Raw genomic sequence first — 13,444 nt, forward strand, 5'->3', positions numbered from 1 at the left:
CGAGTGGTGGGGCAAGAGCGTTTTGCTTACTTTTGCGCTGTTCAAAAGTGAGCCGCTGTAAGAGCGGAACCATAAGTCGCCGTTACCTGAATAACGGATATACACCCCACCTCAGCAACAAAGCCTACGCCGTCTTCCCGGTATGGTTATTCAGCGAAATAACCTTGGTCTTCCCAATCCGGTGACGATAAATCTCACGCAGGTACTTGATCGCCTTCTTCACACAATCCCGCGACAGACGAATATCGTTGATCGACACAAACTTGTCCTTGTCGTTGATCAACTCACGATACTTCTTCTCGTACATCGGCTTGATCGCATACCAGTTGGTATCCAGGATCTTCGCCGGGTTCTCGAACTCGTTGAGCAGCTCATCAATCCGGTCTTCATCAAAATCCTCATGGATGATGAAATCCAGGATCGAGTTATCCAGGGTGTCATCAAACCGATACGGATTACGCGCAAAACAGCGCTTGATAAACGCCACGATCAACGTCAGGAAATCATCAGACAGGCACGGGCTCTTGGCGATCAACGTGGTCAGCGATAGGTTGGCCGACGCCCCGATCACCAGCGCATACCGTTTGAGCGTCGTATTGGGAAACAGGCTGTTGAGGTGCGTCTTGAGCCGATTCAGGTCCATATAGGACAGCTTGTAATCCTTGGGCAACGACACAATCGACACCACCGACGAGCAGTTCTTGAAGAAGTGCAAGTCATGCAACGCCGCCGCGTCATAGCCGGAATTCTTGTACTGCTCCAGGGAGGCCTTGTACCGCTTGGACTCAATCGGCAACAGGCTGATGCCTTCGATCGCCTGGGTCACCTTGTTGAAGTGCGGGAGATCAATGGAACGGAAAAACAGGTCGTCGATGTTCAGCCGCTGCGGCTCTTTTTCGAACACCTTGAACTTGTCGCTCGAAGGCGCCGGCGTTTCCGGCACCACCGATTCGGCATAGGCAATCGCCACCGGGCCGGCCAGGCTCATGAACAGGTCGTTGGCATCCAGGCGGATGGTCTCGCCAATGTCGATCCCGGCGCGACGAAAATAGTTCTGGTCGTAGTCGGTGGTAACCGCCTGGGCCGTCAGAATGTTGAAGATCTGCTGCGAGATGTACTGGTTGGCGTGCTTTTCCATGGCATTGACATCAATGTTCTGGATGTTGCCGTCATCGCTTTCCTCGGCGTAACGCATGATGTCGTTGGAGATCAACATCATTGCGTTCCACGGTCGGATACGGCCTTTCACGCTGGCTTCGCTGCTGTCTTCATTGTCGAAGTTGTACGAGAAGTCCCATTCTTCCGATAGGTATTTGCACAACAGCCGCCCGGCGTTGATGTGCAGCGCCTCGGACATTTCGCTGCGGTGATCGGAGATGTTCGGCAGCACACAAATCCCGCTGGTGAAGATCGGCTCGAACACGAAGGCGTGACCGCTTTTGCTGTCATGTTCATCGGCGGGCTTGGTGTCGAACGTCTTGTTCATGTACGAGTGCTGCTGGGCCAGGCCGAACTCCGAGGCCATGCCTGAACCGGTACCGCCGCCGGCACTGAAGATCGAGAAGTACAGGCGCGACTGGTTGGCCTTGATGCCGCAGGAGTCGATCAGGTACGAGTGGATCATCTTCCAATCGGGGCTGGAGAAGCGCTGGGTGTCTTTGTTGAGGATGATCTTGGCCAGGTACTGGCCGAGGATCGGCGCGTTACCGGCGCCGCCGGCATGGACTTCCGAGAGGTCCATGATTTTCATCTTGCTGTAGTCCCGCAGGAAACCGCTTTTCTCACCCTTGCGCGAGAAACGGATGCGCCCGGCAATGTCCTTGTCCAGGTCGCCCAGCATCACCAGCGGCTCGACCAGGAACACCGGTTTGGTGCCCTTGTTCGAACCCAGGCGCAGGTTGTTGCGAATCCACTGGGCGGGGCGGTAGCCCTTGTCGGTGGATTTGTCTTCGTTGCTGAATTCGTTGAGGTAGAACTTGCGGGCGTTGTACACCAGCTCTGCCACATCCAGGGCAATGTTGGAGCCACAGCGGCCCAGGCCGATCAGGCACACCGAGGGGAATTCCTGCTCATTGCGCAGTTCACCGTCGACTTCCAGGTGCGGTGCGCGCGGGAACACCATGTCGCGCAGGCCGTCGAGGTTGTCGAGGATGCGGTCGGTGTTGGTCTCGGTGAAGTACAGGTACTGCTGGGTGGCCAGCGGGCGGGCGGTGCTCAATGACTTTGAACCTGAGGGTTTTTCCGCAGGGGCTGTCAGCAACACGTCGGATACCGCGGTGGCAGAGTTATTTTTAGAAGTCATTGTGCGCCATGTGCCTGGACGGATGGCTGAGTGAGTATCAAATAGCCATCACAAAATGAGAGATCGCGACTTTACAGTGCGTCCTGGTCCTGGGCGATAGGGTTTAACCCTAGGGTTTTAAGGGGAAAGCCTGGCCGGACTCTGATGAATCGGCCGTTCGTCGGGGTTCTTTAGTGAAATGATGGCGATTTGCCAAATAAACGGCGTCAGCGAATTGGCCGAACGATGGACGCCGGGCCCGCACGACCCGAAGGCGGATCTTTCGGCGCGGGGTCACCCCCCGTCAGGCCCAGCAGGCTGAACATGTTGTTCTGGTCCAGGCTGTTGATCACCGCGCTGATATCACTCAACGGCACCGCAGCGCTGAGCAGGTAACCCTGAACAAAATCACAGCCGTGTTTTTGCACCACTTCAAATTGTTGCAGGGTTTCCACGCCCTCTGTCACCACCTGCAGGTGCAGGGTGTGGGCCATGCCGATAATGGCCTGGACGATCTCGATGTCGGCGTTCGACTTGGGGATATCCTGGATAAATGAACGGTCGATTTTCAAGGTGTTCAACGGCAGGCGCTTGAGGTAGGCGAGGGACGAGTAGCCGGTGCCGAAGTCGTCGATGGACAGCGACACGCCCAGGGCGCGGATTTGCCGCAGCAATGCCAGGGTGCTGCTGATATTGCCCATCAGCGCGTTCTCGGTTACTTCCAGTTCCAGGCGATTGGCCGCGATCCCGCCGAAGCGCAGGGCGTTTTCGATCTCATCGGCCAACTCGTCACGCGTCAGGTTGAGGGCCGAGCAGTTCACGGCCATGACCAATTCAGTGTGGCCTTGCTCCGACAGCAGGCTCAGGTCGTGACAGGCCTGGCGCAGCACCCAGTGATCCAGTTCGGCAATCAGCCCGTTGCTTTCGGCAATGCCGATGAACCGGTCCGGGGTCAGCAGGCCATGTTGGGGGTGTTGCCAGCGCACCAGGGCTTCGAGGCGCGTGACCCTGCCTTTTTTCAGGTCAAGTATCGGTTGGTAAAACAGCACCAACTCGTTCTTGCCCCGCAGTGCGGCGCGCAGTTCCTCTTCCAGCTGCAGTTCCAGGAAGGCCCGGGTTTTCAGGTTGGAGCTGAAGAAGTTCAGGCTGTTACGCCCGGCATCCTTGGACTGATACAGCGCCAGGTCAGCGGTCTTCAGCAGCTCTTCGCTGGTTTTGCCGTCTTCGGGAAACAGGCTGATGCCGATGCTGGTGGTCATCACCATGCGCCGGCCGGCCAGTTCGATGGGGTCTTTCATTTTCTGCATGATGCGCTGGGCCATGTGCCGCGCTTCATCGCGATGATGGATGCTGATCAGGATGCAGAATTCGTCACCGCCAAACCGCGCGACCACGTCGTCATGGCTGCGCACCGAGCTTTTGATATGGCCGGCCAGCACCGTCAGCAGTTCGTCGCCGGCGTCATGGCCGAGGCTGTCGTTGATGCGCTTGAAGTGGTCGATATCCAGGAAGATCACCGCCAGCATGCCGTCGGTGGCGGTTTTTTCCGCGAGTTTCTCGGCGAAGATCTGGTTGAAACCACGGCGGTTGAGCAGGGTGGTCAGGGCATCGTAATGCGCCACCTGTTGCAGCGAGGCGCGGGCCTGGTCCAGTTCGGTGAGCAGGGCGTTGACCCGGCGCAGGTCGGTTTCCTTGTGTTGCAGCTTCTTGTCCGCGAGGGCAGCACTGATGCTGCTGCCAATCACCAGCAGGGCGATGACCGCCACCAGCAGCCCCAGTTGGACCGGGTTGTTGTCCACCGGCAGTGCCGACTGTACGAGGTCTTCGGGTACCAGCAGCTGCATGGCCGCCATGCCGGTGAAGTGCATGCTGATAATGCCCGCGCCAAGCACCAGGCTGGCCGCGTACTTGAGCAATTGATGGAACATGCCGGTGCCGTTGCGCAGGTACAGCGACAGCAGCAACGCCGCCAGGCTGGCGCCGATCGCGATCAACACAGAGGCGAGGAACAAGCCAGTCTCGAAATACACGCCCGCCTCGGAGCGCATGGCCGACATGCCCACGTAGTGCATCAGCGCAATACCCAGCCCCATCCACACCGACGCCAGCACATATTGGTGGGCGCGCAGTCTTGGATGACTGAGGGTTTGCATGGCGAACAGCGCCGCGATCAGGGCGATCAGCAGTGAGGCGAACGTCATGATCAATTCGTAGTGAATCGCGATAGGCGCCTGGAAGGCCAGCATGCTGATGAAGTGGGTCGACCAGATGCCGCCTGCCAGGCAGCCCGCGCCTACCCAGCGCCAGTGCCGTTGAGCCTTGGGGTTGTCGACATGGCCGACCCGCTCGGCCATGTCCAGGGTGCCGAAGCCCGCTGCACAGGCCACCACGTAAGCCAGTAGCACCAGAAAGGGGTTATGACTGCAATTGAGTAATAAGTGCCCACTGTCCGGAAGGTCGGTAAAAAAATGCAAACCAAGCCATTCCATAGCATGTCCCGTCACAGAGTTTTAGTCTGACTGCGTCTTTCAGTATAGAGAGCGTGAGCGAGTTACAAGGATTGATGGCAGATTGCTTCTAATCATTTGGCGATGAGTTTATAAACAACTAGAACTAAATGATTAGGGATGACAGCCAGAGTCGCCCGATGGAGTGACATCAGACTTACGAATCATTACAGACAATCCCCACGAGGCTGACTAGATTGCAGGTTCCGGGCTCAGGATGCGTCTGGCATCGCGGCTCACATAACAATAAAAGAGACGGACCCATGCAGAACTCGACCCAAGCGGCGAATGCCTGGCGCATTCTGTTCCTGCTGTTCCTGGCCAACCTGTTCAACTTTTTCGACCGCACCATTCCCGCGATCATCATCGAGCCGATCCGCATGGAGTGGCACCTCAGCGACTTCCAGCTCGGGATCATCGGTACCGCGTTCACCATTGTTTATGCAATTGCCGGCTTGCCGCTGGGGCGCCTGGCCGATACCGGCTCGCGCAGCAAACTCATGGGCTGGGGCCTGGCGGCGTGGAGTGGCCTGACAGCGGTCAATGGTCTGGTGGGCAGTTTCTGGACCTTTTTGCTGGTGCGCATGGGCATCGGCATCGGCGAGGCCAGTTATGCGCCGGCGGCAAACTCGCTGATCGGTGACCTGTTTCCCGCCCACCGCCGTGCCCGGGCCATGGGGATCTTCATGCTGGGCCTGCCCTTGGGCCTGTTGCTGGCCTTCTTCACCATTGGTGCGATGGTCAAGGCGTTCGACAGCTGGCGTGCGCCATTCTTTATTGCCGCGGTGCCGGGGCTGATCCTTGCGGTGTTCATGTTCTACATCAAGGAACCCAAGCGCGGCGCGGCGGAAGCCGTGCAAGTCTCCCAGGAGAAAGTCGACCGGCCGATTCGCCGGGTGCTGGCGGTGCCGACATTCCTCTGGCTGGTGCTGGCCGGGTTGTGCTTCAACTTCGCCACCTATGCCTGCAACTCGTTCCTGGTGCCGATGCTGCAGCGCTATTTCCTGCTGCCGTTGCAGGATGCGGCAGTCGCCACCGGTGTCATCGTCGGTATTACCGGCCTGGTGGGCCTGACCCTGGGCGGCTGGATTGCCGACAAGATCCATCAACGCATCGCTAACGGCCGGCTGCTGTTCGCGGCGTGCAGTTTGATTATCTCTACAGTGACCACTGCCTGGGCGTTGCACGCGGGGCGGATCGAGATTGGTGTGTTTGTGGCGCTGTTCAGTGTCGGCTGGCTGTTTGCCTATAACTTCTACACCTGCGTGTACACGGCGATCCAGGACGTGGTCGAGCCGCGCCTGCGGGCGACGGCGATGGCATTGTTCTTCGCCGGCTTGTATTTGCTGGGCGGGGGCATGGGGCCGATTGTGGTGGGCGGGTTGTCGGATCATTTTGCCCATTCGGCGATGTATGCCGACGGTGCCCAGCAGATGACCGAGGCTTACAAGGCGGTGGGACTGCATGACGCCATGTACCTGATTCCGGTGGCGCTGTTTTTGACCATGCTGTTTCTGTTCCAGGCGTCCCGCAGTTTTGTGCGCGATGCCCAGCGGATGAAGGATGGGTTGGGGGTGGCGGAGGTGCCGGCCAGGGCGGTTACTGCCTGAGATCGAGGTGACGCCTTCGCGAGCAAGCCCGCTCCCACATTTGACCGCATTCTCAAGATGGAACTCGGTCAAATGTGGGAGCGGGCTTGCTCGCGAAGAGGTCATCAATAACAACGATGTCTCAAGTGAATAAAAAAGGCCCGCATTGCGCGGGCCTTTTTGTTTGTCAGGGTAGGGCGGCGAAGTTAGCCCGCGACCAATACCCGAATCGCTTCCAGTCGCAGCGCCGCCTTGTCGAGCATCGCCAGGCCTTGCTCGCGCTGTTGGCGCAGGGCAACCAGTTCGCTGTCGCGCACGGTCGGGTTGACCGCTTGCAACGCGGTCAGGCGCGCCAGTTCTTCCTCGGTATCCGCCGCCAGGCGCCGTTGAGCCTCGGCCACACGCTCGGCGTGACGCGGGGCGATCTTCTCTTCACCGGCGTTGATCCGCGGCGTCAGCTGGTCGCGCTGGGCCTGCACGAACTTGTTGGCGCTGGCCCGCGGCACGCTTTCCAACTGGTCATTCAAGGTCAGGAACGACACGCGGCCCGACAGGTCATTGCCATTGGCATCCAGCAGGCAACGCAGTGCCGCCGGTGGCAGGTAACGGCCCAACTGCAGCGAACGCGGAGCAACCACTTCGCTGACGTAGAGCAGTTCCAGCAACACGGTGCCCGGCTTGAGCGCCTTGTTCTTGATCAGCGCCACGGCGGTGTTGCCCATGGAGCCGGACAGCACCAGGTCCATGCCGCCCTGCACCATCGGGTGTTCCCAGGTAATGAACTGCATGTCTTCGCGCGACAGCGCCTGGTTACGGTCGTAGGTGATGGTCACACCTTCGTCGTCGCCCAGGGGGAAGCTGGCGTCGAGCATTTTTTCGCTGGGTTTGAGGATCAGCGCGTTTTCCGAATGGTCTTCGCTGTCGATGCCAAAGGCGTCGAACAGGGTTTCCATGTAGATCGGCAGGGTGAACTGGTCGTCTTGCTCAAGGATCGCTTCCACCAGCGCATCACCTTCGCCAGCGCCGCCGGAGTTGAGCTCCAGCAAACGGTCGCGGCCGGTGTGCAGTTCGGCTTCGAGGCGCTCGCGCTCGGCACGGGCTTCGTCGATCAGCCCTTGCCACTCGCCGTCGTCGGCGTTTTCCAGCAGCGGCAGCAGGCGCGGGCCGAACTGGTGCTGCAAGGCGTTGCCGGTCGGGCAGGTGTTGAGGAACGCGTTCAGCGCCTCGTGGTACCACTGGAACAGGCGCTCTTGCGGGCTGGTTTCCAGGTACGGCACGTGCAGTTCGATCACATGTTTCTGGCCGATCCGGTCCAGACGGCCGATCCGTTGTTCCAGCAAGTCCGGGTGGGACGGCAGGTCGAACAGCACCAGGTGGTGGGAGAACTGGAAGTTGCGGCCTTCACTGCCGATTTCCGAGCAGATCAGCACCTGGGCGCCGAATTCTTCGTCCGCAAAGTAGGCGGCAGCGCGGTCGCGCTCGAGGATGTTCATGCCCTCGTGGAACACCGTGGCCGGGATGCCGGAGCGCACGCGCAGGGCGTCTTCCAGGTCCATGGCGGTTTCGGCGTGGGCGCAGATCACCAGGACTTTGGTGCGCTTGAGCATCTTCAGCTGGTCGATCAGCCATTCGACGCGCGGGTCGAAACGCCACCAGCGTTGTTCTTCATCGACGTCCGGCTGCGACTGGAAGCTGACTTCCGGGTACAGCTCGGCGTGCTCGCCCAGGGGCAGCTCGAGGTATTCGTCCGGGCACGGCAGCGGGTAGGCGTGCAGCTTGCGCTCCGGGAAACCTTGCACCGCGGCGCGGGTGTTGCGGAACAGCACACGGCCGGTGCCGTGGCGGTCCAGCAGTTCGCGGACCAGGCGGGCACTGGCTTCGGCGTCGCCATCGTTGACGGCGGTCAGCAGCGCTTCGCCTTCGTCGCCGAGGAAACCCTGGATGGTCTTGTGGGCGGCGGGCGAAAGACGGCCCTTGTCCAGCAGCTCCTGGACGGCTTCGGCCACCGGGCGATAGTTTTCGCTCTCGGCGCGAAAGGCGTGCAGGTCGTGGAAACGGTTCGGGTCCAGCAGGCGCAGGCGCGCGAAGTGGCTGTCCTGGCCCAGTTGCTCAGGGGTTGCAGTGAGCAGCAGCACGCCCGGAATCACTTCGGCCAGTTGTTCCACCAGCGAGTACTCGGGGCTGGCTTTTTCTTCGTGCCAGACCAGGTGGTGCGCTTCGTCGACCACCAGCAGGTCCCAGCCGGCCGCGAACAGCGCGTCCTGGGCCTTCTCGTCGTCCACCAGCCATTCCAGGGCCACCAGCGCGAGCTGGGTGTCTTCGAACGGGTTGGTGGCATCGCTTTCGATAAAGCGCTCTTCGTCGAACAGTGCGACCTGCAGGTTAAAGCGGCGGCGCATTTCCACCAGCCACTGGTGCTGGAGGTTTTCCGGCACCAGGATCAACACGCGGTTGGCGCGACCCGACAGCAACTGGCGATGGATCACCAGGCCGGCTTCGATGGTCTTGCCCAGGCCCACTTCGTCCGCCAGCAGAACCCGCGGCGCGATACGGTCGGCAACTTCACGGGCGATGTGCAATTGATGCGCGATCGGTTGCGCACGCACGCCGCCCAGGCCCCAGAGCGAGGACTGCAACTGGCGGCTGGTGTGTTCCAGGGTGTGGTAGCGCAGGGAGAACCAGGGCAGCGGGTCGATCTGGCCGGCGAACAGACGGTCGCTGGCCAGGCGGAACTGGATGAAGTTCGAGAGCTGGGTTTCCGGCAGGGTGACCTGCTCGTTCTGCCCATTGAGGCCGTGGTAGACCAGCAGGCCGTCGACGTCGTCGACTTCTTGCACGGTCATTTTCCAGCCTTCGAAATGGGTGATGGTGTCACCCGGCGAAAACCTCACGCGAGTGAGGGGCGCATTCCGTAGCGCATACTGGCGAGTGTCGCCAGTGGCCGGATAGAGCACGGTTAACAAGCGGCCGTCCTGTGCCAGAACGGTGCCTAACCCCAGCTCTGCTTCGCTGTCACTAATCCAGCGTTGCCCCGGTTGATACTGCTGCGCCATGCTGCCTGACTCCCGCCGTGAAAAAGCCGACTATTCTAACGGAACACGGCTTCCAGACCAAAAGGAATAGGTGCAGCTTCGAGCTTTAAGCTACAAGCGGCAAGAAAAAGGGCGGTATCTTCGTCGGATAGATGACGATTGGTTCACAAGTTGGCGGCTTGACGCTCAAGTCGTCACCCACGCAGCCGACAGTCTGCTGAACAGGAGACTAATAATATGCTGCCACCCATGCTGCCCTTGAGTGTTGTGCCGGTCACGTCGCAGCTTGACCCGGTGCGCCAGAAGCCGGATATCCCGCCCGTGGCGCCGGTTCAGCCAGGCTCCAACGAAAGTACCATCGACTTGCAAAAGCGCGATCCCGAGGAAGCGGCTTTGCTGCTGCGCGAGGAGCAACGTCGCCAGCAGGAACAGCAAAAGCGTCGCCGCGAAGCCGATGAAGACTCGCAGGAGCACCTGGCTGTTCCCGGTGACGAACTCAACGCCGACAACACCGTGCCGGTGGTGCCGTTGATTGAAGACGCACCACGGCAAGGCTTGTGGGTGGACGTCGAGGTTTAATCCCGCAGTTCGCGCAGGGCGGCGATCAGTTGCTCGATGTCTTGCGCCGTATTGAGGTAGCTCACGGAGATTCGCGCCACGCTGTCCAGCTCGCGGGCCTGCATGTCCAGTGGAGTGTAGGGCACGCCATTGGCACCGATGTTGATCCGCTTGAGGCCCAGGCGGCGCTTGAGCTCGAAGGCGTCCCAGCCGGCCAGGTTGAACGCGATCAGGCCGGACTGATTTGCGCTGGTTCCTAGGTCATGCAAGGTAATCCCGTCGATTCGGCGCAATTGTTCACGGATTGTGTCGCTTAACAGCCGGACCGTCTCGCGGACCCGCTCGACCCCCAATCGATTGACCTCCAGCAACGCATTGCCCAGGCCTGCCAGCAAGGCGAACGACACTTCGCTGGTTTCAAAGCGCCGGGCGTCGTTGCGCAAGTCAAATCCCGCAGGGCTCCAGGGCGCCGAAAACACATCGCGTTGGGCCGGGTTCAAGCGCTCGAGAAAGTCCGGCCGCACATAGAGCAGGGCGGTCCCCCGTGGGCCGCGCAGATGCTTGCGCCCGGCGCCCTTGAGCACATCGCAGTGCAGCGCTTGCACATCCACCGGCACCTGGCCGATGGCTTGCCCGGCGTCGATGAAATAGGCAATGCCATGACGCCTGGCCAACGCGCCGATGGCCTCGGCCGGGTTGATCAAGCCGCTGTTGGCGGGGAGCCAGGTCAGGTCGATCAACCGCACCCGGGCGTCGAGCATGGCTTCCAGGCCGGCGATGGATACCGCGCCGGTTTCATCGCAGGGGATCACTTCTACTTGTGCACCCGATTGCACGGCCGTCTGCATGCTCGCCAGGTTGCCGCCCCATTCGTGGCGGCCCACCAGAATGCGGTCGCCTGGCTGCCACGGGCCCAACGCCTGGAACGCCATGCTCCAGGCGGTCGAGCCACTGCTGGCGAAGGCAATCGATGACACGGGCGCATTGAGCAGTTGCGCGGCGGCGCGACGGGCTTTTTCTGTCAGCAGTGCGCCGTGTTCGCCGGCCTCCATCGGGCCGTCGCGGGCTTCGCGCTGCAACTGGTCAATGATTGCATCGAGCGTCCCTTGGCTGGGCAGGGAGGCCCCGGCGTGGTTGAAGTGGACGATGCCGGACTGGCAGCCCGGCGTTTCGTCCCGCAGCTCCCGGACCTCGGTCAGGGACAGCGCAGTCACGGCTGCAACTCGAAAATCGCGTCGATCTCCACGGCTACGCCGCCCGGCAAGCTGGCGACGCCCACGGCCGTACGGGCATGCCGGCCTTTGTCGCCGAGGGCGTTGACCAGCAAGTTCGAAGCGCCATTGGCGACTGCACCCTGGCGCTGGAAATCACCGCTGCTGGCGATAAATACGCCCAACCGAATGATGCGCACCAGTCGCGACAGGTCATCGCCCAGGGCATCGCTTAATTGTGCCAGCAGGCCCAGCGCTGCGAGTTCGGCGGCCTTGGCGCCTTCGTCTTCGCTGATGGATTCGCCGAGTCTTCCGATATAAGTGGGTTTGCCGTCCAGCAGCGGGATTTGGCCGGAGATGAACAGCTGGTTCTGGCTGATCACGTAATTGACGTAGTTGGCAATCGGCTGGCTGGGTGTCGGCAGGCTCAGGCCGAGGGCTTGTACGCGTTGCGAGATGGAGTGGCTCATGGTGAATCCTCTTGGAAAGAGTCTTCAGCATGGGCGGGGCGATTTTCGCCGACAAACGGATAGATTTAACTCGACGTATCGAAATAACTCATGCGTCAGCGCAGATTTCCCGCAGCCATTCACTGAAACAAGCGGCCGCCGTGCTGGTTTCGCCATGCGGGGCAATCAGCCAGTAACCGATCTCGCTTTGATAGGGCGGCCAGTCGAAGGCCTCCACCAATGTGCCCTCCTTGAGCCTGCGTTCGATAAGGCGGTGACGGCCCATGGCGATGCCCTGGCCGGCGACGGCGGCTTCGACCACGATGTTGTAGTCGTGCAGCAGCGCCTTGGGGTAGTGCTCCACATCCACCTGATAATGCCGGGACCAGTCGGTCCACTCGAAAGGGCGGTGCGAGGTGGCCATCAGCAGCGGGCCATTGGCCAGTTGGCTGGCCTTGAACGCCGGGCTGCAGACGGGTGACAGTGTTTCGCTCATCAGGCGCGTGGCCTGCACGTCGGTCCAGTCGCCCTTGCCGTAGCGAATCGCCAGGTCGACCTCGGCGGCGGCGACATCTGCCAGCTGAATCGCCGGCACCAACTCCACCTGGATGTGTGGGTAGCGGCTGAGAAACCCCGCCAGGCGCGGTGCCAGCCACAAGGTGGCGAACGAGGCGAGCAGGCCGACGCGCAGTACGCTGGTGGCGGGCGGTGTTTGCTGCTGGCGGGTGGCGGCGGCGATGGTGTCGAGGGCGGGGCGGATCTGGTCGTAGTAGTGTTGGCCGTCTTCGGTCAGATCGATGGCGCGGGTGCGTCGGATAAACAGCGGTTTGCCCAGGTGCTGTTCGAGTTTCTGCACTTGATGGCTGAGGGCGCTTTGGGTCACTGACAGCTCGGCGGCGGCCTTGATAAAACTCAAATGCCGGGCCACGGCCTCAAAGGCGCGCAGGGCCAGGAGTGGGGGAAGGTCCTTGTGCAGTGCCACGTCGAACGCTCTGTGTGAGGGGGTGGGATGGGGGGATTTTGCGGGCAAATGCGCGGGATGACATCGATTTTGTTTACGCGGGATTGGCGCAGGACGCATTATTGGGGCATCCAAGCCATTACGTAAGCCAAGCCATGAGTGACGATGACAAGCTGATTGACCTGAATGCCGAACGGGCCAAACGTGTTCATGATCTGAATGACAAGCGACTGAATGAAGTGCGCCAGGCGTTTGAACAGGCGATGCCGTTGGGGAAGCCCAAGAAAAAGCCGAAAAGCAAACCGAAAAAGCGTTGATATAGCCTGCATCGTTTGATGCAGGTCAGTTATTTCCCTTCTTTACGCTCCGTCGCGGGCGACATTGATCCTCGTCAATTTCTTCTTTCGTCTTCTTGGTTAACTTAGCCCTATCGCAACAGGGCAAGTGCAGGAGGCCGGTCATGTTTTTCGATAATGTGGTGTTTGCCGGAGTGCTGACGGTTGGCCTCATGGTGATGTTCTTTGTAGGGTTTGGAATTTTTATCTGGAAAGACGCTAATAAGCGTAAGAGGCCTTAGGTCTTTTCGGATACATGAGCACGCAAGGCATTTTGGGCGACTTCGGTCGCCTTTTTTTTGTTTTGGATTTTTTGATTTGTGTACATATCCGTTGCTGCGGTAACGGCTACTTATGGTTTCGCTCTTACAGCGAGTCACTTTTTTACAAACGCCTAAAAAAGTAACCAAAAAACGCTTTGCCCCACCACTCGGTGCCTCGCCCAGGCTCGGCATGCCCGCACTCCGGCACGGCTCCGCGGGCCGCCGCGACGGGCCATCCATGGCCCGGCGCGGCTAAAT

10 protein-coding genes are annotated in these 13,444 nt (G+C 60.3%); 4 read left to right on the forward strand and 6 right to left on the reverse strand.

What is annotated here, in order from left to right:
• Positions 1-124: 124 nt before the first annotated feature.
• Together AC3WKX_RS33045 and AC3WKX_RS33050 are read right to left on the reverse strand one after the other, a co-directional pair.
• Entirely contained in the window at positions 125-2,302 is a 2,178-nt protein-coding gene (locus tag AC3WKX_RS33045; RefSeq protein WP_023659116.1) for a hypothetical protein, read from the reverse strand.
• 206 nt (positions 2,303-2,508) lie between these two features.
• Complete coding sequence (locus tag AC3WKX_RS33050; RefSeq protein WP_008430421.1) at positions 2,509-4,770, reverse strand: putative bifunctional diguanylate cyclase/phosphodiesterase; 2,262 nt, start codon at positions 4,768-4,770, stop codon at positions 2,509-2,511.
• Between the two features lie 281 nt (positions 4,771-5,051).
• On the opposite strand from AC3WKX_RS33050, the gene AC3WKX_RS33055 reads away from it, so the two are divergent.
• A complete protein-coding gene (locus tag AC3WKX_RS33055) occupies positions 5,052-6,398 on the forward strand; it encodes a spinster family MFS transporter (protein ID WP_102605047.1) in 1,347 nt (448 codons plus the stop codon).
• 185 nt (positions 6,399-6,583) lie between these two features.
• Here the strand turns inward: AC3WKX_RS33055 and rapA are convergent, their stop codons facing one another.
• Positions 6,584-9,430, reverse strand: a complete 2,847-nt coding sequence (gene rapA, locus AC3WKX_RS33060; protein ID WP_102368258.1) for an RNA polymerase-associated protein RapA — start codon at positions 9,428-9,430, stop codon at positions 6,584-6,586.
• A 216-nt stretch (positions 9,431-9,646) separates the two neighbouring features.
• Here rapA and AC3WKX_RS33065 point away from each other — a divergent pair, with 216 nt between their 5' ends.
• The gene (locus AC3WKX_RS33065) at positions 9,647-9,988 is read left to right on the forward strand and encodes a hypothetical protein (RefSeq protein ID WP_008430424.1); all 342 of its coding nucleotides are present in this window, start codon (positions 9,647-9,649) and stop codon (positions 9,986-9,988) included.
• Here AC3WKX_RS33065 and AC3WKX_RS33070 read toward each other — a convergent pair.
• The 3 genes from AC3WKX_RS33070 to AC3WKX_RS33080 form a co-directional block, all read right to left on the reverse strand.
• Positions 9,985-11,181 carry an aminotransferase class V-fold PLP-dependent enzyme gene (locus AC3WKX_RS33070; protein ID WP_003210912.1) on the reverse strand — a complete coding sequence of 399 codons (1,197 nt, stop codon included), beginning with the start codon at positions 11,179-11,181 and terminating at the stop codon, positions 9,985-9,987. The genes AC3WKX_RS33065 and AC3WKX_RS33070 overlap by 4 nt on opposite strands.
• Positions 11,178-11,648: a RidA family protein gene (locus tag AC3WKX_RS33075; protein ID WP_003210913.1), complete on the reverse strand. Its 471-nt coding sequence runs from the start codon at positions 11,646-11,648 to the stop codon at positions 11,178-11,180. Before AC3WKX_RS33075 ends, AC3WKX_RS33070 begins: the two co-directional genes overlap by 4 nt.
• Positions 11,649-11,736: 88 nt before the next feature.
• A complete protein-coding gene (locus tag AC3WKX_RS33080) occupies positions 11,737-12,609 on the reverse strand; it encodes a LysR substrate-binding domain-containing protein (protein WP_102368259.1) in 873 nt (290 codons plus the stop codon).
• On the opposite strand from AC3WKX_RS33080, the gene AC3WKX_RS33085 reads away from it, so the two are divergent.
• Together AC3WKX_RS33085 and ccoM are read left to right on the forward strand one after the other, a co-directional pair.
• On the forward strand, positions 12,603-12,905 hold the full coding sequence (locus tag AC3WKX_RS33085) for a hypothetical protein (RefSeq protein ID WP_143495551.1): 303 nt from the start codon (positions 12,603-12,605) through the stop codon (positions 12,903-12,905). The two genes, AC3WKX_RS33080 and AC3WKX_RS33085, sit on opposite strands and share 7 nt — an antisense overlap.
• 143 nt (positions 12,906-13,048) lie before the next feature.
• Positions 13,049-13,165 carry a cytochrome c oxidase subunit CcoM gene (ccoM, locus tag AC3WKX_RS33090; protein WP_003210916.1) on the forward strand — a complete coding sequence of 39 codons (117 nt, stop codon included), beginning with the start codon at positions 13,049-13,051 and terminating at the stop codon, positions 13,163-13,165.
• Positions 13,166-13,444: the final 279 nt, after the last annotated feature.

Source organism: Pseudomonas sp. GP01-A4 (assembly GCF_058780865.1).